This is a genomic window from Tepidiforma thermophila (assembly GCF_002563855.1).
GTDB lineage: Bacteria > Chloroflexota > Dehalococcoidia > Tepidiformales > Tepidiformaceae > Tepidiforma > Tepidiforma thermophila.
This window is the reverse complement of record NZ_PDJQ01000001.1, coordinates 1,215,698-1,239,467: the sequence shown is the minus strand read 5'-3', so window position 1 is coordinate 1,239,467 and position 23,770 is coordinate 1,215,698. Positions and strand designations below refer to the sequence as shown.

Here is a 23,770-nt window from a genome sequence, read left to right as displayed (position 1 = left end):
GATTCGTCAGAGGGCGCAGAGGCGGCGGGCGCCCTGGAGGCCGGTCGTTTGGAGCAGCTCGAGCGCGGAGGCGCCAAGGACGGGCAGGGGGTCTTCGAGAATTTCGGCAAGCGGCGCGAGCACGAAGGCGCGCTCGGCAATGCGCGGGTGGGGGATGGTAAGGTCGGGGGTTTCGAGGCGCAGGTCGCCGTAGAAGAGGATGTCGAGGTCGATGGGGCGCGGGCCCCAGCGGCGGCCGGGGCGGCGGCCGAGGGCGTGTTCGATGCCTTTGAGCGCGGCGAGGAGGGACGCGGGCGGGAGGTCGGTTTCGGCGAGGACGGCGGCGTTAAGGAACGGCGGCTGGTCGGCCGGCACGGGGGGAGTTTCCCAGGCGAATGAGCGACGGACGACGGCCACGCCGGCTTCTTCGAGGGCGGCGACGGCGGCGCGGAGGTTGCCGAGGCGGTCGCCGAGGTTGGACCCGAGGGCGATAGCGACGCGGGTCACGGGGCTGGGGGCTGGCGCCAGCCGGCGCGGGCGATGGCGTCGGTCATGCGGGCGACGCGGACCATGGCGGCGACATCGTGGACGCGGACGATATCGGCGCCGGCGGCGATGCTAAAGGCGACGGTGGCGGCGGTGCCTTCGAGCCGCCGGTCGACCGGCGCATGGAGGACGAGGCCGATGGTGGACTTCCGGGAGGTGCCGACGAGGAGGGGCAGGTCAAAGCGCCAGAGCTCGGGAAGACGGCGGAGCATCTCGAGGTTCTGCTCGGGGGTCCAGCCGAAGCCGAAGCCGGGGTCGAGGATGATGCGTTCCGGGGGGATGCCCGCGCCGGAGGCGATGGCAAGGGTGGCCTCGAAGCCAGCGGCGATGTCACCGGCAACATCGCGGAAGGTGCGGCCGCGCTGGTTGTGCATGGCGATGAGGGGGCAGCCTGCGCTGGCGACGACGGCGGCCATGGCAGGGTCGCGGCGGAGGCCCCAGATGTCGTTAACGGCGTCGGCGCCGGCCTCGAGCGCGGCTTCGGCGACGGAGGCGTGGTAGGTATCGACGGAGATGGGGAGCCCCGTGGCGGCGCGCACCGCGCGGAGGCAGGGGAGGAGGCGGCGGAGTTCCTCGGCGGGGTCGAGTTCCTGCGCGCCGGGACGGGAGGATTCGGCGCCGATATCGAGGATGTCGGCGCCCTCGGCCTCGAAGCGGCAGGCGAGGGCTGCGGCAGCGCCAGGGTCGGCATTGACGCCGTCGCCGCTGAAGGAGTCGGGGGTGACGTTGATGATGCCCATGACGTACGTGCGGGCGCCCCAGCGGAATTCGCGGCCGCGGATGACGGTGGCGGGTGCGCGGTAGGTGCGCGCGAGGGGCCAGGAGACAGGCCGGGCGGTGGTCATCCGGGGAGGATTTCGAACTCCTGCTCGATCGGCTGGCCGTCCTGGATGTACCAGGCGCGGACCTCCGGGTTGGCGCGGTCGGCAACGCCGATGACGAAGTGGACGAAGGGCGGGCCGAAGAATGGGCCCATCATGCGGATGTCGGTGGGGCTGGGGATGGGCGGCGAGCCGGTGTGGGAATGGTAGAAGCCGGCGAGCTCTGCGCCGGCGGCATCGATGGCCTCTTCGTGGCGGCGGGTTTCGAGGGGGTCGATGGAGAAGCGGTAGGGGCTGTTTTCGGCGTTGCGGGCGCGGCGGATTTCGGTGACGACGCCGTTGCGGGCGGCGATGAGGCCGCAGGCTTCGATGGGGGCGTCTTCGAGGGCGTGGGCGATCATCTGGTCGAGCTGCGCCCTGGTGAGGCGGATGGCGATGGCCACGGCGTCTCCGGGAGGTGGTGCGTGTGTCCCTATTGTAGGGGCGGGCTGCCGGAGAAGCTCGGGCCAAGAGGCGAACGCCGGGGCCCGGCGAGGTGCTGCAGGTCGAGAAGGGTGGGGTATGGGGACAGGCTGCGGCCAGTCGGTTACGGGACTGCGGGCACCGGAACGCGGGGGAGCGGAATTGGCGGGGTGACCGGGTGAGCGGGCGTTCGGCAGCGGAAGGGGGACCAAGTGGGCCCTCGCGCAGTCCGGCACGATCGTTCATGCTTGGGCAACCAGCGTAGAGGTGGATTGAACCATGGCAGAGAACGGACCGATTCTGATCCCGCTCGACGGTTCGAGCCTTGCGGAGCATGCGCTCGTGGATGCTGCGTGGCTGCGACGGATTACGGGGCTGCCGGTGCGGCTGATCCATGTGATGGAGCACGACGGGACGCCGGAAGAGCGGCAGCATGCGGCGGAGAAGTTCCGGGAGTACGCGACGGCGCAGGCTGAGAAGCACGGGCTGGGCGAGGTGACGTGCGACGTGGTCGTTGGGCCGCCTGCGAAGGAGATTCTGCAGGCGTCGGAGACGGCGTCGTACATCGTCATTGCGACGCACGGGCGGGGCGGCTTCAAGGCGATGATTCTCGGGAGCGTGGCGGACAAGGTGATCCGGGGCGCGAAGGTGCCGGTGCTGGTGGAGCCGGGGACCGAGGCGCCGGAGCCGCCCGGGAACGGGAGGCCGATTCTCGTGGCGCTGGACGGTTCGGAGGAGGCCGAGCGGGGGCTGTCGCTTGCGCGGGAGCTGGCGGCGAAGGCGGAGCTGCCGCTGGTGCTGCTGCGGGCGTACAGCGTGCCGCCGCCGGCGGGGATTGAGTTTTCGTACTACCCGGCGGACCTTTCGGCGACGCTGGAAGCAGCGGCACGCGAGTATCTGCAGGCGACAGCAAAGCCGGGCGAGCGGACGGTGCTGGTCCAGGGCGATGCCGCGACGGCAGTTCTCGAGGTCGCGGACCGGGAGAACGCCAGCCTGATTGTGATGACCTCGACGGGCAAAGGCGTGCTGAAGCGGCTGGCGCTGGGCAGCACGACCGACCGGGTGGTGCACAGCACGCATCGGCCGGTGCTGGTGGTGCCCACGCACCACGACTGAACGGCGGCAAACCGGCGCACGGCGATGGGCGGAGGGGACGGCGGCACGGACCGGACGAAGCGGGAGTTCCCGCGCTCGCGGCTCGAGGAGCGGGCCGCGGCATGGGTTGCCGAGGGCGGGCTGGACGAGGCGACCTTCTTCGCGGCCTACGACCTGAACTCGGCGGGGCAGCTCTTGCTGAGCGCGCTGAACCAGGCGACGCAACGGGCAATCGGGCTGACGTACGAGGCGTGGCGGATCCTGTGGCTGCTCGAACTGGTTCAGAGCAGCGAGCCGCGGCGGCTCGCGCACACGCTCTGGCTGAGCCGGCCGGCGGTCACAGCTGCGCTGAATCGGCTGGAGGAGCTGGGCTACATCACCCGACAGCGTGCGGCGAATGACCGGCGGCTGGTGGTGGTGGAGGCCACGGCGGCCGGGCGTGAGGCGGCGCGCCGGGGACGGGAGGCCTACGTGCAGCTGGTGGGGCAGTTCTTCGAGGGCTTCAGCAGGGAGGAGCGGACGGCGCTCTCGCGGCTGGCGCGGGCATTCTGGCGGCTGAACTACGAGACGGCGCGCCGGGCGGGCATGGAGCCGAAGGTGCGGCCGGCGGTGGTTGCGCTGCCGCAGGAGGAGCGCACGGAGGGGACGGGCGGAGGCGAGCAGGCGGGGGGCTAGCGTACGTTCACGCGAACGTTAGAATAGGCGGCCGGAGGGACAGAGATGGCAACCGGACCGCTGCAGGGCGTCAAGGTACTCGAGTTTTCGCAGATCATCGCCGGGCCGTTTTGCGGGATGCACCTGGCCGACATGGGGGCACAGGTCACGAAGTTCGAGCCGCTGGAAGGGGAGCCGTGGCGGGTGTTCGTGGAGCTGGTGCCGAAGGAGTCGCGGACCTTCGCGAGCCTGAACCGCGGGAAGCGGGGCGTGGCGATGGATATGACGCGGCCGGAGGCGCAGGAGGTGATCCACCGCCTGGTGCGCGACGCGGATGTGGTGGTGATCAACTATCGCCCGGGCGTGGCCGAACAGCTGCGGATCGACTACGAGACGCTGCGGGCGATCAATCCGCGGCTGATCTACTGCGAGAACACGGCGTACGGGCGATACGGGCCGCTGGCGCACCGGGGCGGCTACGACCTGGTGGTGCAGGCGATGACCGGCCTGATGGCGGGCGAAGCGAAGATGCAGGGCGACGTGCCGACGTACATCTACCCGGCGGTTGCGGACTACGCGACGGGGATCCAGATGGCTAACGCCATCTGCGCGGCGCTGTTTTACCGGGAGCGGACCGGGAAGGGGCAGCGCATCGACTGCACGCTGATGGGGACGGCGATTGCGATGCAGACGAGCCAGTTCACATGGATCCGGGCGTTCGACGAGGAGGTTATCCCGCCGATGCTCGCGGAGCTGCAGCAGGCGCGGGCGGAGATGAAGAGCTTCGCGGAGCAGGTGGCGGTGCATAACAAGTACCGGCCGGCGGCCGCGGGGAACATTTACTACCGGGTGTACCAGACGAAGGACGGGTTCATCGCGGTGGGGGCGCTGAGCCAGTCGCTGCGGCTGAAGGTGCTGGCGGCGACGGGGCTTCGGGACCCGCGGTTCCGCGAGGACGGGAGTTTCGAGATGAATCCGCCGGGATGGGAGGTGGAAGGCCCGAAGCTGGTGCAAGAGGCGGAAGCGCTGTTCCGGACGAAGACCACGGAGGAGTGGGCGGAGATCCTTGAGCGGCACGGCGTGCCTGCCGGGCCGCTGTACTTCATCGAAGAGCTGTTCGACCACCCGCAGACGCTGGCGAACGGGCTGCAGGTGGAGCTGGAGCACCCGCTGCTGGGGCCGTACAAGATGGTGGGGCCGCCGTTCCAGATGTCGGAGGCGCGGCTGGCGGCGCAGGGGCCGAGCCCGATGCTGGGCGAGCACACGGATGAGGTGCTGGCGGAGGCAGGGCTGGGCGCAGAGGAGATTGCGGCACTGAGGTCGGCGGGCGTGGTGCGGTAGCGGGCGGCGGGGTCAGCGGGCGCCGGCCGCGGCGCGGAAGGCTTCGACGGTGCGGCGGATGCCCTCTTCGAAGCTGACCTCGGGCTGCCAGCCGAGGACTTCGCGGGCGCGGGTGCAATCGAGCCAGAAGTTGCGGACGTCGCCGGGGCGGGGCGGGCCGTGGCGCGGGGGAACAGTGTTGCCGGTGGCTTCGGAGAGGACGCGGTAGATTTCGTTGACGGTGGTGCCGACGCCGGTGCCGATGTTCGCGACGAGGCCGTTGCCGGCTTCGAGGGCGAGGAGGTTGGCGCGGGCGACATCGGCGACGTAGAGGTAGTCCTTGCGCTGCTCGCCATCGCCGTCGATGGTGCAGGGCTGGCCGGCGAGCATCAGGCCGGTGAAGATGGCGACGACGCCGGCCTCGCCGTGGGGGTCCTGCCGGGGGCCGAAGGCGTTGCCGTAGCGGAAGGTGGTGAATTCGATGCCGGCGGTGCGGGCGGCGAGTTCGACGTAGAGTTCGCCGACGTACTTCGAGGCGCCGTAGTTGGAGCGGGGCGCGATGGGGTGGCCTTCGGGGACGGGGAGGGTTTGCGGCTCGCCGTAGACGGTGCCGCCGGAGGAGGCGTAGACGATTTTGCGGACGCCGTACTGGATGGCGAGGGCGCAGACGCGGGCGGTGCCGCCTCCGTTGACTTCGAGGTCATGGACGGGGTCGGCCTGGCCGACTTTGACGCTGGCCTGGGCGGCGTGGTGGCTGATGACCTCGGGGCGGAAGTCGGCGACGATGCGCTCGAACTCGCGGGCGTGGATATCGACCTCGTAGAGGCGTGCTTCGCGGTTGACGTTGGAGCGGCGGCCGGTGGAGAGGTTGTCGACGACAGCGACGTCATGGCCGGCTTCGACGAAGGCATCGACGATGTGGGAGCCGATGAAGCCGGCGCCGCCGGTGACGAGGATGCGCATCGCAAACCAGTGTGCGGGACGGGTGCCAACGGGCAACCGCTCAGGCGGGCTGGCGGAGGCGGGCAAGGCCCCAGCCGATTGCGGCACAGGTGCTGCCGGCGATGACGCCGCCCGCGAGGATGGGGACGATGAAATCGGTGATCGGTGCGCCGGAGGCGACCTGGGCCCACTTGGCGATGCCGACGTTGAGGGCGAAACCGGCGGCGAAGCCCCAGGCTGCCCAGTGGCGCTCGCGGGGGGTGCGGCCAAGTTCGAGCTCGGCGAGGACGCCGGCAACGGGGTTCGCCTGGTCGAGCTTTGCGGCTTCGGCTTCTAGCGCGGCGACGAGCTCGTCGATGAGCGCATCAGGGACTGACTCGAGGATGCGCTCGAAGGCGGCGGGGTCGTCTGCGGGGGCGGGGCCGGGAGCTTCGAGCTCATGCCGGAGCGCGGCGAGCGGGCGGGCGCAGGGGTCGCAGAGGGGGCGGCCGCGGGTCCAGTCGGCGAACGTGAGGGCACGGCCGCAGGAGGTGCAGCGGGTGCGGTTGGCGGCGGCTGGCATGGTCACCCCTCGGTGGGCGGCGGTGTGGGGGTACCGTTCGAACCGCCCTCGGTGGGCGGGCGCGGAGTGGGCGTCGGGGTCGGGGTTCGAGTGGGGGTGGGCGTTGGGGTGGGGGTTTGGGTCGGGGTGGCAGTGGGGGTGGGCGTCGGGGTGGCGCCTTCGCTGCCGGCGGGGGTGGGCGTGGGCGAGGCGGGCGGGGCGTGGGGTCGGGGTGCCGGGCCGCGGGGTGGGCGTCGGGGTGGTGCGGTCGCCGGCAAGGGTCGCGGTGGGGCTGACGCCGGGGGTGGGGGAGGAGACGCCCTTGCCGGGTTCCTCGTCCTGGGCGGCGAGGACTTCGTTCTGGGGCTGTTCGGAGAAGACCTCCATGCCGGCGCCTGCGCCCTGCAGCTGGGAGAGGAGCTGAGGCAGGCGGGAGCCCTCGGACTGGTCCTGGGGGGCGGGGGTGGCGACCGAGCCATCCGGCGCGTAGGCGAGGCAGCCGGCGGCCACGAGGCCTGCGAGGGGGAAGCTGACCAGGGCAGCGGCGAGGCGCGGGAGGTTGCCGGGCATGATTCGAGGGTAGGGCTGGGGGGCCGCGGACGGCATCGGCAGGGCACCGATTCGCCGGCGGCGGATGCCGTAGGGGAAGATCCGGCCGGGGCGCGGCGTTGGCGGCATGGGGTTCTTACCTCACGCTGAGGTTGGCGGTGGCAGCGCTGCGGTATTCGGTGCCGCCGGCGGTGGCGAAGGCTTCGATGGTGACGGCAGTGTCCCGGAAGGCGCGGCGGTCGATGCCGGTGATGGGCAGCTCCCAGCGGGCGGAACCGGCGGCGGTCATGACGTTCTGGACGGGGTCGTTCTGCCAGGCGGCGGACGTTGCGTTCCAGTACTTGCCGTCGGAGGCGCGGCGGATGACCAGGCGGACCTGCGTCGGCGCGAGGGTGCCGGATTCGACGCGGAAGGCGAGGCGGGAGCGCGGGACGGGGCCGGCGACGGCCGGGAAGGTGAGCTGGGGGGTCGCGGTGGGCGGCGCAGCCGTGACATCGAAGGGGGCGCTGGTGGCCGGCGTGAGCGGCGGCGAGGCGGTTGCGGTCAGGATGTAGCCGGTGCCGGCGGGGGTGACGGCGCAGCCGGAGAAGGCGGCCACCCCGGCCGCGACGGTCTTCGAAAGGCCGCCGGTGCAGGTCAGTGCGGCCCCGCCGGAGACGGCAAGGGTAACGACGGTGGTGTTGTCGGAGGTGACGGTTGCGCCGGCGTCGGTTTGCACGGCGACGATGGGCTGCACGGCCAGCGGCTGGCCGGCGACACCGTTGCCGGGCTGGGTGGTGAAGGCGAGCTTGCTGGCGGCTGCGGTGACGGTGAAGGTCTGCGGGGCGGAGGTGCCGCCGCCGGGGGCCGGGTTGAATACGGTCACGGAGAAGGTGCCGGGCGCGGTGAGGTTTGCGGCGGGGACGACGGCGGTGAGGCTGGTGGACGAGTTGAAGGTGACGGACGCGAGCGGGGTGCCGTTCCAGCGGACTTCGCTGGCGGCGACGAAGCCGGAGCCGGTCAGCGCCACGGTGACCGGGCCGGAGCCGGCGACGGCGCTCGACGGGCTGATGGAAGTCAGCACGGGCAGCGGGTTGGGGGCACCGGGGACTTCGATGGCCAGGTCGTTGGTGCCGCCGACGTTGTACTTAGCGGTGATGGTGTAGGTGCCGGGCGCTGAGGGGGTAAAGGTGACGCCGGACTGGTTCGCGCCGCAGCCGGAAGCGGGGGATACGGTGCCGTCGCCGGGGCCGGACACGATGAAGTCGCCGAGCTGGAGGAGGGGTTGGGCTGAGGGGGCGCCGACCATCAGGGCGGCATTGGCGGGCTGGGCCGCCCCGGCGGCGGCGGTGTCCGGGTCGTCGGTGGGGACAGCGGCGGTGCAGACGGTAATCGGCGAGTCGACCGCGGGGGCGCCGGAGGTGCGCTGGAGACCGACTTCGTGCACGGTGATGGCGGGCAGCGTGACGCCGGAGATGCCGAGGGCGGGAGCGGAGATGACCGGGGCGATGTCGTCGCCGCTGGCGGTGTTCTCGGGACGGAGGGTGGTGGTGATGGTGAGCGTTTCGCCGTCGGCGAGGGTGGCGTCGGTGCAGACGGCCTGGCTGCCGGCGTAGCTGCCGGTGCCCGAGGAGCATGTCACGCCCTGTACGATGGCGTTGGGAAGGTCGACGGTCGCGGTGAACGGGCCGGTGGCGGTGCCGGAGTTGTTCAGGAGTGTGGCGGTGTAGGTGAGGGAGGCGCGTTCGAAGGTGGCGGGCGGTGATGCAGAGCCGGCCGCGGTGAACATCGAGGCGGCAAACACGGTGAGGGTGCCGGCGCCGACGAAGGCATCGTTGCCGTCGGCGGCGGAGTCGGGTGCGCCGTCGGATGGGCCGGCACGCATGACGGCATTCGCGGCAGATGTGGTGGCGTCAGCGGTGATGGTGAAGCGGAGGGTGAGGACGACGAGGTCCCCGTCGGAGACAGGCCCGTAACTGCAGCGGACGGTTCCGGCGATGGGGGTGTTGTCCACGCAGGTAACGGAAGGGGGGTCGGAAAACCCTTCGACGAAGAGCAGGGCGGCGGGGTAGGTGAGTTCGAAGAGGAGCGGCGGGACGCCGGGGCTAACGGCGACGTTGGCGGTGACGGTGAAGGTGACCTCGGAGCCGACCTGGACGGTGGCGGGGGCCGCAGGCGACTGGGTGACGGTGAAGCTGACGTCACCTTCGGCGAGGGCGCGGGCCGGCCGCGAGCCCCCCAGGAGCAGGAGGAGGACGAGCGCGGCGAGAGCGGCCGGCAGGAGGAGGCGCGCGGGGAGGCCGCTGGAGGTGAGCACTGGGGGCCTCCTAGTAGGTGTAGCTGATGGTGATGCCGCGGAGCTTCGAGGCGGGGCCGCCGGTGAGGTCGACGACGACGAAGTAGACGTTGGCGCCGTTATCGACCTGGTGGGGGTAGGCGGAAACGGTCTGCGGCGAGGGGCCGGCGCTGGAGAGCACCTCGGCGAGCTTGAAGACCTGGCCCGGGGTATCGCCGTTGGCGAGCGGGGTGTAGTCGAGGCGGATTTTGACGGTGTCGCCGGAGCCTTCGAAGGCGGCGGTCATGGCGGTGATGGTGGCGCCGTGGGGCAGATGGACCGGGGCGAAGTAGCGGTGGGAGGCGGGGTCGGTGGTGAGGGGGTAGAGCTGGTTGAAGCCCTTTTCGTACACGGCGAGGTCGCTGGCGGGGACGAAGGTGCTGGCGGCGATGCTGATCTTGCCGGCGCCGCCCGGAGCGGAGCCGGTGGGGGGTGCGCCGGTATTGAATTCGCGGCCGTTGCCGGTGTAGTGGATCCAGATGGCGTCGCCGGGATTGATGGTCGAGAGGGTGTTGACGAAACCGGGGACGCCGGGGGCGTAGAGCTGGTAGGACTGGGTGGCGGGGTCCCAGCGATAGACGGCGGTGTATTCGCCGGTGAGGGGGGCGAGCGCCTGCGCGGGCGGGGCGGATTCGCCGAAGTAGGCGATGTTGTTCCAGCCGCGAAGGAGCTGGGCGGCGCTGGCGCCGGTGCCGCCGGCAATGATGGCGGAGGCGGCAACGACAGCTGCCAGCGCGGGGAGAGCGACGGCAGTAAGGAGCCGGGTTCGCATGGGTGACCTCCGGGAGCGGCTGCTCGAGTCGAAGGTCAGGGTAGGGAGGATGCGTGCCCGGCCTTAATGGGCAAAGCCCCGAGGGCTGGAAGGGGGATCACCGCGTTCGGGGGCGGGGAAACCCTGATCTGCGGGGTGCGTGCCGCGGGGGAGGGGCACAGGCAGCCCTGAGTGGTGTGTGACGGGCGGTGCGGGGGTTACTGCCAGATGCGTTTCGCGACGACGACGTCGCGGTGGAGGTATTCGAGGCCGGTGTCGTCGAGTTCGCCGCCGCAGGTGATGAGGGTCACCCATTCGTCGTAGTCGGCCTTCTGGGGGGCGTCGATGATTTCGCCCATGGGGATGGTGTCGCGGTGGTAGCGGGTATTGGAGAACACTTCGTAGCGATACTCGGTGCCGTCTTCCATGACGACGATGACGAGGTCGCCGGGCTGGGCTTTGGCGAGGTTGACGAACGGCGCCGGTTTGGAGTGGTAGTAGACGTGGGCGCTGAAGATGGCGTTGCCGCCCCAGCCGGGCCGGTCGTAGATGGAGTACCAGCCGACGGCGGTATTTTCGGCCTTCGGGGTTTCGAGGGCGTTGGTGGAGTCGATGCCGAGCTCCTCGATGGGGGCATCGACGCCGAAGCGGGGGATCTTGAGGCGGGCGACCTTGCCGGCGAAGGGTGTGGGCGTGGCAGTGGGGCTGGGGCGCGGCGTCGGGGTCGAGGTAGCGGTTGCGGTGGGCTCGGGGGTTGGGCTGGGTGCGGGCTGGTCGCTGGCGCTGCTGCTGTTGCAGGCGACGCCGACGACGAGGAGTGCGAGGCCAAGCACGAAAACGGCAACGGCGAGGTTTCGGGCAGACTGCACGGAGGCGGCTCCGGGATGTTCGGGATTGTGGGTTTACCGTAGCGCAGGGCGGCGCAACGGGCTCGGCTTCGAAAACGCGCGGTAAGGCCGGGAGGTTACTGGATACGCCGGGCGACGACGACGTCGCGGTCGAGGTATTCGCCGAGGCCGTTGGGCTGGGTGGCGACGAAGCGGCCGCCGCAGGTGATGAGGGTTATCCACTCTTCGCCATCGGGCCTCGGGGTGCCGTTGACCACGCCTGCGATGAGGTCGCCCATGGGGATGGTGTTCACGTCGTACCGCTGGAAGAAGAAGACCTCGTAGACGTAGGCGGGGCCGTTTTCCATTTGGATGGTGATGCGGTCGCCGGGCTTCGCTTTGTAGAGGTTGGCGAAGGGGCCGGGTTTGAAGTTGTAGTTGACGTGCGCGGAGAAGACGGCGTTCCTGCCGAAACCGGGCTTGTCGTAGATGTAGTACCAGCCGACCTTGTTGACGCCGTCGTGGGGGGTATCGAGCTGGTTGTTGGGGAGGAGGCCGATCTCTTCGATGGCGTGGTCGATGCCGAGGGACGGTGCAACCATGCGGGCGATTTTGCCGTCGAAGGGGGTCGGGGTGGGCGTCGGGCTCGGGACGGCGGTGGGGCTGGCTGTCGGGGTTGGGGTAAGTGTCGGACGGACGTCGAAGCCCACGACGGTTACGGGCGCGGACGGTGCTTCGGCAGGGGAGTATGCCCAGCCGACGGCGAGGAGGCTGATGCCGGCGACGAAGGTGAAGACCGCGGCGTACGGGAGGATGCGCATAGGATTCCCGGGGCAGTTCCCTACCCCTGTCAACATGGTATACGACCGGAACCAAAGGGCGGGTTAGTCCTTGCGGCGGCGGAGGGCGACGGCAGCAGCCGCGGCGCCGCCGACGATGACGAGGAGCCCGCCCATCAGCCACGGCCACAGGGTGATGCGCTGTTCGCCATCGGCAGCATCGGCGGCGGCGCGGGCATCGGGCGGAGACGGGACAAGGGTGCCGGGGAGCGTGATATCGTCGGTGGGCGGCGGCCCGGTGGGGGCGGGGCGCGGGGAGGGGGAGGGGCCGCCGGGCACGGTGGGGCTGGGCGTGGGGAGGGGAATGACGGTAGGCGAGCCGAGGCTGAGGTCGAGGCGGATCGGACCGGGCTCCCAGGCGACGGACTGGAGCGCGGGGCGGCCGTCGACCGTGAAGGTGATGACGGCGCCGGTGCGGCCGCAGCCGGGGCGCTGGGATTCGTGGAGGACGGTGACGACGTAGGCGGTGGCGTTTCCATCGCGGAAGGTGAGCCGCTCGCCGGGGGCGGCCTGGGTGCAGTCAGTGGCGCCGATGAAGGCGCGGACTTCGGTGCCGGTCGGAGCGGGCTGGCCGTCGATGGTGACGGAGCCGTAGACGGTGGCGGGAAGCTGGGGCTGGGCAGCAGCCGCGGCTGCGCCGGCCGCGAGGAGGGCGGCGGCGAGCGGGAGGAGGATGCGCACGGGAGGATGGTAGCGCGGGCGGCGGGGGAGCCCAACTGCGGGGATTCGATCGATTGACGGATGTCGCGTACTTTATGTTTCCCCCTGGGGAGGCAGCTGCATGGCGAACATCGGGCATACGCTGCGTGAGGCGCGGGAGCGGCGCGGGCTGACCATCGAGCAGGTGGCGCAGGAGACGCGGATTTCGCCGCGGTTCCTGGAGGCGCTGGAGGCGGAGGAGTTCGACGCGCTGCCGGCGCCGGTCTATGTGCGGGGATTTCTGCGGTCGTACGCGAATTTCCTGCGGATCGACCCGCAGCCGCTGCTGGACCAGCTGGTTGGGGGAGAAATTGGGTTTCCCGCGGGACCGGCGGGCTACGTGGGCGGGCCGCGGCCGCCGGGGCGGCCGACCACGTCGCGCGAGCGGACGGACCCGTTCCGGCGGGCGGCAGGACCTCCGCCGGCAGCAGGGATGGGAGCCGATGACGACGAGCGCTGGGCGCCCGAGCCCGCAGAGCGGGGCGTGCGGGACGCCGGGCCGACGCCGATTGCGCCGCCGTCGTACCAGGGGGAACTGAATCCCGACCCGTACGGGTTCGAACGGGGGCCGGCGCCCTACCGGCGGGCGACCGGGGGTGTGCTGCTGGAGCGGCCGGAGCTGCCGGGGCAGGGCGGGGTGCCGCGCGGTGTGCTGCTGGCCCTGGGGGCTGCGATGGTGGCGGTGGTAGCGCTGGCCGTTGCGGTCGTGCTGGGGGGCGGGGGAGACAGTGACGGCACCCCTGCGGGGGGTGCGCCGGGCGAGCCGACGCGGGCCGTGACGCCGGCGGCGGTGGTTCCGGTGGGGTCGCCGACGCCGCGGACGACAGGGACGGCGGCAGCATCGCCGACCGGCACGGGCACGCCGGCGGGGACCGCGACGGCGACCGTGACCGGCACGCCGGGAACGGGCACGCCAACCGTGGCCGCGGAAACGACGCCGGGTGCGGCTGCGACGCCGACGCAGACGCCGACGACGGCGCCGACGCCGACTGTTGCACCGACTGCCACGCCGACGCCGTTCGTCCCGACGCCGACGCCCACGCCGCTGCCGCCGCGGCCGAGCACGTTGAGCGCGTGCAATCTGAACCTCGAACTGGGGAAGTGCGGGCCTTCGCCGGCGCGGGTGATTTGCTTCCCGCCGTTCCCGGCGGACCTCGGTGTTGGCTCGAACTCGAACTGGTTCGTGGACGTGAGCGGGACGTATCCGCTGCAGCCGGGATGGCGCGAGGTGTACGTGGAGTACACGGTGAGCGTCGGGCCGCTCATCGCCGCCGGGCAGCGGGGCTGCCAGTGAACGGGCGGTAGCACTCAGCAACCCGGGAGCAACTCAGGAGCCTTAGGGGAATTTCCCGAGGGGACACCCGGTGACGGCGCCCCCAAGCCGTTACCGGGGTGACCTCTCCGTGTCCATGCGGGCCGCGGAGGGCGCCGTCGAACCCCCAACTGAGACCCGGCGGGCAACCGCCAGAGACATGGGTCGGCGGCGGGGTTCAGATGGCAGGGTTCGAGCTTGCGCGCCCGGGAACGTTCGGCGGCTGGCTGCGCGAGTGGCGGCCAGGGCGGTTTCTGCCGCTCTATGCGGCGGCGCTGCTGGCCGGCGCGGGACTGGGGATCGGCTTCTCGGTGTTCGCGGCGGATGCGGAGCGGGTGGCGCCGCGGGGCATCGTGGAGGGACAGGCGGCTTCCGTCCCGTTGCGGCCCGTCGCGCCGTCCCCGGAGGAAATCGCACCGGCGCAGCTCCCGGAGCCGGCGGTTGAGGATGGCATGGCCTTCGACCCGGGCCCCGGGGCGCTGCCGATGGAGTTCGCGCGGGCGCTGGGGGCATTCGGGCCGTGGAGCGAGGCGGCGCCGGCGACGGAGGAGTCAGCGCCCCAGCCGGCTGCACCTGCTGCGCCGGTCCGGCCCGCTGCTGCCGCACCTGCGCCGAAGCCGGCAGCCGGGAACCCGCCTGCTGCGCCCGCGGCCGCGCCGGCTGCGCCGGCCGCCCCAGCGGCGCCGCCCGCAAAGCCGAACTTTTACGTACCGCAGGTTTCGGGCGGGCCGGCGACGGCGCTGGAACTGCAGCTGTTCGAGCTGATCAATGCGGAGCGGGTGAAGGCCGGGCTGGCGCCGTATGTGCTCGATGCAGGCCTGACGCGGATTGCGCGGACCCGCTCGCAGCAGCTGATCGACCAGGGGTACTTCGGGCACGTGGACCCGTACGGGTATTCGATGTACGTGGAGCTGCTGGCGTACTTCGGCTACACGAGCTACGCGTGGGCAGGAGAGAACCTGGCGATGAACAACTACCCGGCCGGGCAGGCGGCAGCGGTGGCGCTGGAGGGGCTGATGAACAGCCCGACGCACCGGGCGAATCTGCTCGCGGGGGATTTCACGCGGGTGGGCATTGGTGAGATCACGGACGCGCAGGGGCGCCACTACTTCACGATGATCTTCCTCGGCTAGCGGGTCGGCCGGCCCGGCCGGGACGCGAGATTACTCGAGGGCGTCGGGCGGGCCGAAGTCGTCACCGTCGGCGGCGGACTGGCGGTTTCGGGCGAGCATCCAGCCGGCGCCGCCGCCCACCGCAGCGATAGCCCCGAGAACGAGGACGATGACGCCCCAGATTGGGAAGCCGCTCTCATCGCCGCCGGCGGCATTCTGCTGGCCGGGCGTGGCGCTGGTGACGCCCCCGCCAGTGACGGGTGAGCCGGCGCCGGGGGAGCCGGCGGGGATGGTCGCAACGGAGCCGCCCTGGCCGCCGTCGGAGCCGCCCTGGCCGCCGCTGCCGGGAGTGGGCTGGCCTGGCGCCGGGGTGCCGGTCGCCGCTGGCACGGGCGTCCGGGTTGGGGTGGGGGTGAAGGTGGGGATAGGAGCGGGGGTGGCGTTGCCGAAGGTGATATCGAGCTGGACGGGGCCGGGCTGCCAGCGGGCAGTTTGCGGGGCGAACCGGTCGCCGATTTTGATGCGGACCTCGGCGCCGGAGCGGCCGCAGCCTTTGATTTGCGAATCGGCGACGACGTCGATGGCGTAGACGGTGACGCGGGCACTGCCCTCGCCGGTGTATTCGGTCCTGCCGTCTTTGCCGCAGAGGGTATCGCCGATGTAGGCCTCGACGGGGAGCCCTTCGGGCACGGGACCGGCGGAATCGGTGACCGAGCCGAACACGGTGGACGGGGGGTCGAACTGCGCGCTCGCGGGGGCGGCGGTGAGGAGGGCGACGGTGCCGGCGGCGGCTGCCGCTGCAGCCACGAGGGCGCCACGGAAGTGGGTCATGGTCTCATCCTGGATGCGGGACTTGACGGCCATCCCCAAGGTACGGCAGGTGTGCGACAGGGTCATCAGCGCGGGAGCACGAGGGTAAACGGCTCGTTGACGTAGACCCAGACGGCGCGGCCGCCGCCGAGTTCGGTGAGCGTGTTAACGGCATCGGGCGCGCCCGGGATGTAGCGGAGCCATTCCTGCTTCTCGGCGTCCCAGGCGTAGATGACGGCGACCTTTGCGGCGTTATCGCCGAGGGCGCTGCCGACCGCGATGGTACTCTGGCCGGTGGGGACGAGGTTCCAGCCGGCGGTGAGGGGCACCTCGACCTCGTCGCCGAAGGGAACGATGACGTCGAGGACGAGTTCGCCTTCGGGGTCGAGCGGGAGGACGGGCGGGATGAACGGTTCGACGACCTGGCCGGTGCTGCAGAAGGCGGTGGCGAGGACGACGTCGTTCCAGGTGAGGGCGACGTAATCGCCGGGGCCGAGGATGCGGTCGCCGGTGTTGCCGATCCAGCCGCGGGCGGCGGCGCCGGGGCCGCCGAAGAAGGTGGCGCTCTGGCCGGGCTGGAGGAGGCCGGACAGGTCGAGGTGCTCGGCGATGCCGACCTGTCCGCCGGGGCTCTGGAGGCCGAAGCCGGCGAGGTTAACGGGCGCGGTGCCGCGGTTGGTGATGGTGATGGACTCCTGACCGGTGCAGGTGAAGGCAGAGATGGTGACGTTGCCCGGGATGGGGGCCGGGAGCGCCGGGAAGGTGACGATGACGTTGGCGGGCTTCATGAGGCTGTTGCTGATGCGGATCCAGGCCTGGCATTCGTCGTCCTGGATGACGGGCTTCGCGATCGCGACGTTGATTGGGTTGCCGAGCGGGTCGACGGTGTCGAAGGTGGTGGCGGTGGCGAAGCGGCGGGTGCCGTTGATGGTCACGGGCTGGTCGGCGGCATCGAGGATGACGCCGGAGCCGGCATCGATTTCGAAGCGGATGGGGATGCCGAGGACGTTGTTGTAGTTGGCGGCGTCGCAGAAGCCGTCGCGGTCTTTGAGGTGGGCGACGACGTACTTGAACTGGGGCGATTCGCCGTTGACGACGGTGACGCGCTTGTAGCCGGCCCAGCGCCAGACGGTCTCGGCGATGGTGGAGGCAACCGCCGGGTGCTTGCCGCGGGTGGTCGGTTCGGGGTACTCGGCGACGGCGATATACCGCCCGCGGCCGACGATCTGCTCCGGCTCGCAGTGGGGGTTGCCGGTGATGCGGTTGGCCGGGCACTCCTCGAAGGTGAGGTTGAAGTCGCCGTAGGTGCTGATTGTGGCCTGGCCCTGGCCGTCGGAGGGCTGGGAGTACATGCGCGGTTTGGCGGCGGAGCCGAGGACCGTGGGCGCCTTCGTGTGCGGGTTAACGTTGGGGGAGAAGTCGGTCGGGTCGTCGGGGACGAAGAAGCCGGAGGAGCCGCTGGTGACGAGCGGTTTGTAGCTGTTGCGGACGGGCTCGTTCTGCATCATGAAGGTGACGATGGCGGCGGGCATTTCGGGCGGGTCGGAGCGGAAGTTCGGATCGCCGCGGAGTTTCGCCCAGTCATCGGGGAGGACCCAGCGGTCGGCGGGGACGGTGCGGCCATCGGGCTTGGTTTCTGCCGGCCGGCCGGAGGGGTTCGAGCCGACGAAGTAGCCGCGGACATTTGCTGTAACGCCGCCGAGGGTGGAGACGAACTGGTCGGGAGTGGCGTCGATCGTGATGTCCTCGAAGACGAGGTAGTAGATGAGGAAGGCTATCTTGGTCCAGGGGCGGCCCTCGATGAAGACTTCGATATCGACTTCACCGGGGGATTCGCTTTCGTAGCGGACGGTGACGGAGCAGTTCGCGCCGAAGTCGGCGGATGCGGCGCCGGGGCCGTCGAGGGTCACGCCGGCGGCGGGCAGGAAGGCGCCCGGGCCGGAGGCGCGACTGAAGCGGACGGTTTGCCCGGCGCAGGAGACGTTGGAGGCGAAGGCGTAGGTGAGGGTGACGATTTGCCCGGCCCAGGCGACGCGGATGTCCTTCTGACCGGGGAAGAAGACGTAGCGGATGGTGACGAATTCGGTGGTCCCCGCGGGCGTGGTTTGCCCGGGATAGAAGACATCGATTTCGAGGCGGGTGACGGCGGAGGGACCGCAGTTTGTGGCGTTGGTGGTCGAGATGCGGATGTCGTCGGGGTTGGCGTCGGTATCGCCGAAGTCGGGTGCGAAGGGGTCCTGGGAGCCGTCGTTCAGTTCGAAGCGGCCGCCGACGGAGATGCCGGTGACGGTGGTGGGCTTGAGGGCGGTGTTGGGGACCTGGAAGTAGCCGCAGCCGATGATGCGCATTTCGAGGCGGGCGCCATCGACGAGGAGGTTCGTGGTTTGGGGGCTGCCGGAGTTGAAGGAGCCGATGACCCACTCGCTGAGGTTGGCGCTGGCGAGGAAGGTGCCATCGGCGACGTTGAAGCGGAGGGGGATTTCGATGGTGCCGAAGGTGACGCGGCCCGCGGTTGGGGAGCCGCCGGTGGTAATCTCGGTGCGGTCGATACGGACCCAGCGGGTGATGAGGGGGCTGGCGGGGCCGGGGTCGACGATGCCGTTGCCGTCGCCGTCGGTATCGAAGAAGGCTGCGGTGAGGGCACCGCCGGCTGCGGAGTTGTTGAAGTAGGCGGCGATGGTGTGCTGTCCGGGCGCGTTCGAGGTGTAGGAGAAGCAGAGCGTGCCGTTGGGCACCTGGGAACCGATGCGGGGCTCATTGGCAGCGGACTTGTGGAAGACGGTGACGGCGCTGGCGCCCGGGACATCGGGGCCGCCAATGGGGCTGAAGACGATGTTGCTGGCGAGGAGCGAGTCGGCGGCGACGGTGCCGATGAGGCAGACGTAGTGGGTGAAACCGAGGGCGAGCGGGCCGGAGAGCGGCCGCGGCGGGGTGCGGCCGTCGACGGTGACGTGGCGCAGCTCGACAACCTGCGTGATGTTGACGAGGCGGTTGGCCGGCAGCTGGAGCGAGGCAGGCTGGTCATCGCCGTCCTTATCGATAGCGACGGTGGGGCTGCCGATATCGACGCGGTTGTAGATGGCGTGGAAGTTGAACTGGACCTGGATGTCCGAAGAGTTGCCGGAGGCATCGATGCCGGCGCACCACTCGGGGCCGACCTGGCGGACGTAGGCGACGGTGGGATTGGCGCCGCTGAAGCTCACGATGGTGAAGTCGGAGGTGGAGACGGCGTTGACGGGGTCGGGCAGGTCGGTGAGGCCGTTGGGGATAGCGGGGCTATTTACGCCGGAGACCGGGTTGGAGGCTGCGCCGGTGAGGAAGGTGCTGTCCCAGCCGGTGGTGCAGACCTCGGCAGGGCCGCCGACGATGCCATCGCCGATCTTGTCGAGGGTGACGGTGACGATGGAGATATCGGGAAGGACGATGGGGTTCGGAACCGAAGCGGTGCCCTCCCAGTGCCAGGCGATGGAGAGGGTGCGGTAGCCGGGCGGGGCGTAGGCGACGACGCAGTAGACGTCGTCGGCGGTGTTGGCCGGGGTGCCGCCGTCGGAGAAGTCGGCGCCGGCCGCCGGGCCGACGGGGCCGTAGGCGTAGGTGCCGGAGGCCGGCACGGGCACGTTGATGGTGGGCGGGCTGGAGGGGTCGATGGGATCTTTGGCGGTGATGACGAAGCCGAGCGTGCCGATGCCGGCGGCGGTGACGCCGGGGACGTTCACGTCGAGGCAGTAGCCGTTGCGGGCGGCAGCGTTCGCGGGGAGGGCGTGGGAGTTGGTGCCAGCGAGGAGCTTCGGCGGCTGGAAGACGGGGCCGGGGTCGCTGGAGGTATCGAAGGTCGAGAGCGGGTCCCAGGCGGGGCCGGAGGGGTCGTAGGCAGCGCGGGCGGGCGTTTCGCCGAAGCGGAGCTGGCCGACGGAGACAACGGCCGCGAGAATCGCGAGGGCGGTAAACAGCAGAAGCCGCCGTGAGGAACGCACCATGAAGTCCCCCTGGGACTCGTGGGCGCACCCCGCCGGCGCCGTGGGATTGTGGCGGGCGCGTCCGCCGGCGTCTCGACCCACCGGCGGCTGCCCGGAATGCTGTTGCAGTTATTGCCGAAGGCCGGGCATAGCGTCAAGCCTTCGTTCGTAAAATCTGAACGCCTGTTCGTGGAAATAGTTACCCCGGGTGCGCCGGCCAACTGGCGCACCCGGGGTGCCTCCTGACCGAAGGCTCACACCAGGGGACGGGACCGGAGGCGGCCGAGGAGGAGCACACCGCCGCCGGAGAGGAGGAGCAGGACGCCGGCGATGAGGAGCGGGGCAGGACCCGCCGGCCGGGGTGCGGGGCTGTTGCCGGCGGCCGGGGGGAGAACGCCGGGGCCGGGCTGGCGGGCGCCGGCGACCTCGCTGAAGGGCGGCTCAGCCGGGGCGGCGACGGGTTCGCCGACGATGCCCGGGCCAGCGCCGGGGATGATGGTGTCGACCGGGATGATGACTTCGAGCCCTTCCGGGAGGTCCGGGCAGGGGATGATGGTGAAGCTGACGACGGCCGGGGCCGCGCCGAGGGTGACCGTCGCGACGGCGCCGGCGGGGCTGGCGACGGCGTAGAAGACGCCGGGCGCGCAGGCGAGGGCGGTATCGCTGCCGAGCACCTGGCGGACGGCGTAGGCGCCGGGCGGGAGAGTGACCTGGGCGGCGCCGGTGGGTGCATCGCCGCTGGTGGACGTCTGGAGTTCGGCGACGACGGTGCCGGCGGCATCCAGGACCTGGTAGCGCCAGGTGCGGGCCGCGGCATCGGGCCCGGCATCGAGGGTGGTCTGGACGCGGAGGGTGCCGTCCGGGGCTGCAAAGCGGATATCGGCGGCGGCGAGGGTCTGCCCGGCGAAGCTGACGGTGAGGCGGGCGGCGCCGGGGGTTTCGCGGCGGACGAACACGGTGCCTTCGGCGATACCTGCGGCGACCGGGGTCGGGGCGAGAACGCCGACGAGGGTGCCGCCTTCAACGTCGTAGCCGAAGCTCGGGAGCGCGGCGACCTGCCCTTCGACGCGGATGGTGACGGCGGCCTGGGCGCCGGGCTGGACGGGTGCCGGCGAGATGGCGGTGACGGTGTAGGGGACCTGGGCGGCTGCCGGGAGGGCAGCGAGTGCAATGAACGCAGCCACGGCGGCGGCGAGGAGCGCAGCGATGCGGGGGGGCATCATCTGAACCTTCCCTGCGGGCCGGCTGCGCGGTCCGGGTTCTCTCCCCAGCGAACCCGGGTGTCCCGTGCGGCCACCCGCTCGAACCGTGCTGTCCACCGCTCGACCACTTCAGTGAACGCACCGTGAAGATACCGCAGGGTGTCAAGGGGCAGCCATAAGAGGGCTGTTAGAAGTGCACCCGGGGTTCACCTGACGGGACCCTGCCGGCCACCGGAGGTGGCGGGAAATTGTCGCTATCGGCCGGCCGGGGGCGTGGTAGAGTTGGGCGTCGATGCTGGAGATTCGAGCGGAGGAGAATCGCCTGCTCGCAGCGCCGTCGCTGGCGAGCGAGCGGGTGATGCTGCGGTATTTCCCCGGGGCCCGGTGGGTGCCGGCGCGGGGGGCGTTTTCGCTGCCGCGGCAGACAGGCGTGTACCGGCTGCTCGACGAGCTGTTCGGGCCGGAAAACTGGCGTGCGCCATCGGACCTCGGCGAGGAGGTGCAGGAGGCGCGGAAGCCGGCGGGCGCGCCTACGGCGGATGCCGTGCTGGAAGACGCGGAGTCGGAGTTCTCGGTGCACTGCGCGTTCGCCGACAAGGAGCTGGTGAAGCGGGTCCCGGGATACCGGTGGGTGCCGCCGGAGCGGCGGTGGCGGCTGCCGCGGGTGCCGCTGACAGTGCGGGTGCTGCAGCAGGTGTTCGGGGAGCGGCTGGTGATCGCTGACGGGGAGCGGGTGCTGGCATGGTGCGCCGCGGAGGAGCAGCGGATTGATGCGGACCGGCAGGCGGCAGAGCGGGAGGATGCGGCAGCGGCGGAGGGCGCGCCCGGGGCTGTCGGCCAGGCAGCTGTGCCGGCGCCGGAGGCTGGGGACGAACCCGCGGGCCCGGCGGTGGTATTTGCGCGCGAAGCGAGTGCGGCCGCGCCCATCGACGGAGCGGGGCTGCTCGAGCGGCTGGACCGGCTGACGGCGGCGCTGGAGCGGCTGGTGGAGGCGCTGGAATCCGGGCAGGCGACGGCGGGCGCGGGGACGTTCGGAGGCGGAGAGGAGACCGTCGGCAACGCGGAGCCGGAAGCGGAGAGCGTGCCCCCGGGCGGGGCGTTCGACTGGCGGGCGGAGCTCGAGCGGCTGCGGGGCGAGCATGACGAGGCTGCGCGGCTCGCGCTGGCGGGCCGGCTTGAGAATGCGGAGGCGGATGAGCGGGCGACGCTGATGGCACTGCTGGGGGTGTGGCACTTCTACAACCAGCAGCACGACGAGGCGCTGCGGATGCTGCGCCGGGCGTTTGCCGCAGAACGTGACGGCCGGATGGACCCCGACCTCGAGGCGGAAGCGGGGAGGGTCTTCCAGAAGTGCGGCTGGCGGGTGCTGAACCGCGCGCTCGGGCAGGACGGGGAGCGATTCGCCGAGGCCTATGCGGCGCTGTTGAGCGAGGTGCAGCGTGCAGGGAGCGGCGTGCCGGAGGCGAGGTTCCGGGAGGGGCTCGGGGCGGTGACGGAGCTGGTGGAGGATACCCAGGCGGCCCGGCGGGAGCCGAACCTCCACGGGCTGGCGCGGCTCGCACAGTTCGTCGGCAAGCAGCGGAGCGGTGACCACGTGGGCGAAGAGCGGCTCGGCGAATTTGTGCGGGATGGGCAGGTGGCTGCGGACATCCGTGCTCTTGGGCTGGTCCTGCTCGCCAATGTGCTGTACCGCGCCGGCGACATGTCCGAATGGCAGATGCAGTGGCCGGTTGACCCGAGGATTGCAGGGGATTTTGCGTGGGCGGCGGAGACGGCGTTGGAGCTCATTCCCGAGGCGGCGCGCACGCACCAGGAGGTCGCCTCGGCGGCGGCAGTCGCGGCGCTGGCGATCATCGCGCGCGGGCCGCGGGAGTGGGCGACGCGGGACCAGCGGCGGCGGCTGCTGCGGCAGATCGAGACCGACAACCAGCTGCGGGGGTACGCGGAGTTCCTGGCGGCCTTCCGGCTGGCGGCCGACGGGGACGGGAGGGGGCTGGAAAAGGAATTCAAGGGGTACTTCGACTACCTGGCGCAGGTCCCACTGGACGACAGCTGGGAGCACCTTTCGGAGGTGCTGGCGAACGATAGCGGGCACGTGACCGACAAGGTCATTGACGAGGTGCTGCCATGTGCGCTGGAAGCGCGGGGAATCCGGGATTTGGGGGCGCTCAGTGAGGCGGTGGAGTTCGCGGCGGCGACGCAGCGGGGCGACAATACGCTGAACCGGATTGCGGACGGGATCGAGGAGGGAACGATCCCGGGTGCGGACGCCCTGGATGGCGAGCAGCGGCTGAAGATTTTTCGGAAAGCGCTCGAAGTGGCGGAGAAGAAGAAGCACGATAAGGACGCCGACCAGGCATTTCAGCGGCTGGTGCGGGAGTACCTGCGGCAGGGGCGCGAGGGCGAGATTCCGAACCTGTGCGAGACGTGCTTCGATTCGTTCCCGTACCTGCGGGAGCGGGCGGTGCTGGCCGCGCTCGAGTGGGCCGTGGAGCGGGAGGAGCCGTTCGAGGAGCTGCTGGAGCGGGCGATTGCGGTGTTCCGGCAGCGGAAGAGTTCGCCGCTCCTCGACGATTTCAGGGCGCTGTCGATTTACCTGCCGCCGATTCGCGAGGCGGGCGGGGAGAAGCTGCATGAGCTGCTGGGCACACCGGTTGCGAAGGAGGCGGCCGCCGGAGCACTGAAGGGGAAGTCGGTGCTGGTGGTGGGCGGGCACCCGAGCCTGCAGGCAAAGGCCGTGCCGAGGCTCGAGGAGCTGGGGCTGAAGGTGGACTGGCTGGACGCCGATGCGGCGAAACAGGGCGACAGGGCGGTGGACCGTGCGCGCGGGTCGGTGGACCTGGTGGTGGTGAACACGGGATACATCAGCCACGCGGCTTCGGGCAGGGTGACCAAAGCGGCAGATTCGGCGGACAACCGGGTCGTTGCGCGGGCGTTCGCGGGGCCGCAGGTGCTGGTCGCGGTGGTGCAGGCGGCGCTGCTTGCGGAACGTGAGAAGTCGACAAAGGCCCCGAGGCCGCCGCTCCGGCGGTAGGGCGC

General features: G+C 70.9%; 19 protein-coding genes. 6 read left to right on the top strand and 13 right to left on the bottom strand.

The features are described 5' to 3' along the window. Positions 1-6: 6 nt before the first annotated feature. The 3 genes from folK to A9A59_RS05980 are packed head-to-tail and all read right to left on the bottom strand — an operon-like array spanning position 7 to position 1,789. Positions 7-486, bottom strand: coding sequence for a 2-amino-4-hydroxy-6-hydroxymethyldihydropteridine diphosphokinase (gene folK, locus A9A59_RS05990; protein ID WP_098503416.1), 480 nt, complete (start codon positions 484-486; stop codon positions 7-9). Further along, positions 483-1,370 (bottom strand): dihydropteroate synthase, encoded by an 888-nt coding sequence (folP, locus tag A9A59_RS05985; protein WP_098503415.1) that lies wholly within the window; start codon positions 1,368-1,370, stop codon positions 483-485. The genes folK and folP overlap by 4 nt, the downstream gene beginning before the upstream one ends. Beyond that, complete coding sequence (locus A9A59_RS05980) at positions 1,367-1,789, bottom strand: M67 family metallopeptidase (protein WP_098503414.1); 423 nt, start codon at positions 1,787-1,789, stop codon at positions 1,367-1,369. Before A9A59_RS05980 ends, folP begins: the two co-directional genes overlap by 4 nt. 298 nt (positions 1,790-2,087) lie before the next feature. Between A9A59_RS05980 and A9A59_RS05975 the strand changes: the two genes are divergently transcribed. The 3 genes from A9A59_RS05975 to A9A59_RS05965 are packed head-to-tail and all read left to right on the top strand — an operon-like array spanning position 2,088 to position 4,898. After that, entirely contained in the window at positions 2,088-2,924 is an 837-nt protein-coding gene (locus tag A9A59_RS05975; protein WP_098503413.1) for a universal stress protein, read from the top strand. A 24-nt stretch (positions 2,925-2,948) separates the two neighbouring features. Continuing rightward, positions 2,949-3,578 carry a MarR family winged helix-turn-helix transcriptional regulator gene (locus A9A59_RS05970; protein ID WP_098503412.1) on the top strand — a complete coding sequence of 210 codons (630 nt, stop codon included), beginning with the start codon at positions 2,949-2,951 and terminating at the stop codon, positions 3,576-3,578. A 45-nt stretch (positions 3,579-3,623) separates the two neighbouring features. Further along, a complete protein-coding gene (locus A9A59_RS05965) occupies positions 3,624-4,898 on the top strand; it encodes a CaiB/BaiF CoA transferase family protein (RefSeq protein ID WP_098503411.1) in 1,275 nt (424 codons plus the stop codon). A gap of 12 nt (positions 4,899-4,910) precedes the next feature. On the opposite strand, the gene A9A59_RS05960 is transcribed toward A9A59_RS05965, so the two are convergent. The 7 genes from A9A59_RS05960 to A9A59_RS05925 form a co-directional block, all read right to left on the bottom strand. Next, positions 4,911-5,840: an NAD-dependent epimerase/dehydratase family protein gene (locus tag A9A59_RS05960; RefSeq protein WP_098503410.1), complete on the bottom strand. Its 930-nt coding sequence runs from the start codon at positions 5,838-5,840 to the stop codon at positions 4,911-4,913. Positions 5,841-5,880: 40 nt separating this feature from the next. Then, on the bottom strand, positions 5,881-6,930 hold the full coding sequence (locus A9A59_RS14040; protein WP_106427063.1) for a hypothetical protein: 1,050 nt from the start codon (positions 6,928-6,930) through the stop codon (positions 5,881-5,883). Positions 6,931-7,045: 115 nt separating this feature from the next. Continuing rightward, positions 7,046-9,205, bottom strand: a complete 2,160-nt coding sequence (locus tag A9A59_RS05945; RefSeq protein WP_098503408.1) for an IPT/TIG domain-containing protein — start codon at positions 9,203-9,205, stop codon at positions 7,046-7,048. A 10-nt stretch (positions 9,206-9,215) separates the two neighbouring features. After that, positions 9,216-9,995 carry a hypothetical protein gene (locus A9A59_RS05940; RefSeq protein WP_098503407.1) on the bottom strand — a complete coding sequence of 260 codons (780 nt, stop codon included), beginning with the start codon at positions 9,993-9,995 and terminating at the stop codon, positions 9,216-9,218. A 197-nt stretch (positions 9,996-10,192) separates the two neighbouring features. Then, positions 10,193-10,843, bottom strand: a complete 651-nt coding sequence (locus tag A9A59_RS05935; RefSeq protein ID WP_098503406.1) for a class F sortase — start codon at positions 10,841-10,843, stop codon at positions 10,193-10,195. A gap of 95 nt (positions 10,844-10,938) precedes the next feature. Next, entirely contained in the window at positions 10,939-11,622 is a 684-nt protein-coding gene (locus A9A59_RS05930) for a class F sortase (protein ID WP_165772537.1), read from the bottom strand. Between the two features lie 63 nt (positions 11,623-11,685). Continuing rightward, on the bottom strand, positions 11,686-12,321 hold the full coding sequence (locus tag A9A59_RS05925) for a hypothetical protein (RefSeq protein ID WP_098503404.1): 636 nt from the start codon (positions 12,319-12,321) through the stop codon (positions 11,686-11,688). A gap of 100 nt (positions 12,322-12,421) precedes the next feature. On the opposite strand from A9A59_RS05925, the gene A9A59_RS05920 reads away from it, so the two are divergent. Then, complete coding sequence (locus A9A59_RS05920) at positions 12,422-13,633, top strand: helix-turn-helix domain-containing protein (protein WP_098503403.1); 1,212 nt, start codon at positions 12,422-12,424, stop codon at positions 13,631-13,633. Positions 13,634-13,833: 200 nt separating this feature from the next. Then, on the top strand, positions 13,834-14,784 hold the full coding sequence (locus A9A59_RS05915; RefSeq protein WP_098503402.1) for a CAP domain-containing protein: 951 nt from the start codon (positions 13,834-13,836) through the stop codon (positions 14,782-14,784). A 30-nt stretch (positions 14,785-14,814) separates the two neighbouring features. Here A9A59_RS05915 and A9A59_RS05910 read toward each other — a convergent pair whose 3' ends face one another. The 3 genes from A9A59_RS05910 to A9A59_RS05900 form a co-directional block, all read right to left on the bottom strand. Beyond that, entirely contained in the window at positions 14,815-15,627 is an 813-nt protein-coding gene (locus tag A9A59_RS05910; protein WP_098503401.1) for a hypothetical protein, read from the bottom strand. 32 nt (positions 15,628-15,659) lie between these two features. Then, a complete protein-coding gene (locus A9A59_RS05905; protein ID WP_098503400.1) occupies positions 15,660-19,550 on the bottom strand; it encodes a lamin tail domain-containing protein in 3,891 nt (1,296 codons plus the stop codon). Positions 19,551-19,783: 233 nt separating this feature from the next. After that, entirely contained in the window at positions 19,784-20,752 is a 969-nt protein-coding gene (locus A9A59_RS05900) for a hypothetical protein (protein ID WP_098503399.1), read from the bottom strand. 271 nt (positions 20,753-21,023) lie between these two features. On the opposite strand from A9A59_RS05900, the gene A9A59_RS05895 reads away from it, so the two are divergent. Then, positions 21,024-23,765: a DUF2325 domain-containing protein gene (locus tag A9A59_RS05895; RefSeq protein ID WP_098503398.1), complete on the top strand. Its 2,742-nt coding sequence runs from the start codon at positions 21,024-21,026 to the stop codon at positions 23,763-23,765. Positions 23,766-23,770: the final 5 nt, after the last annotated feature.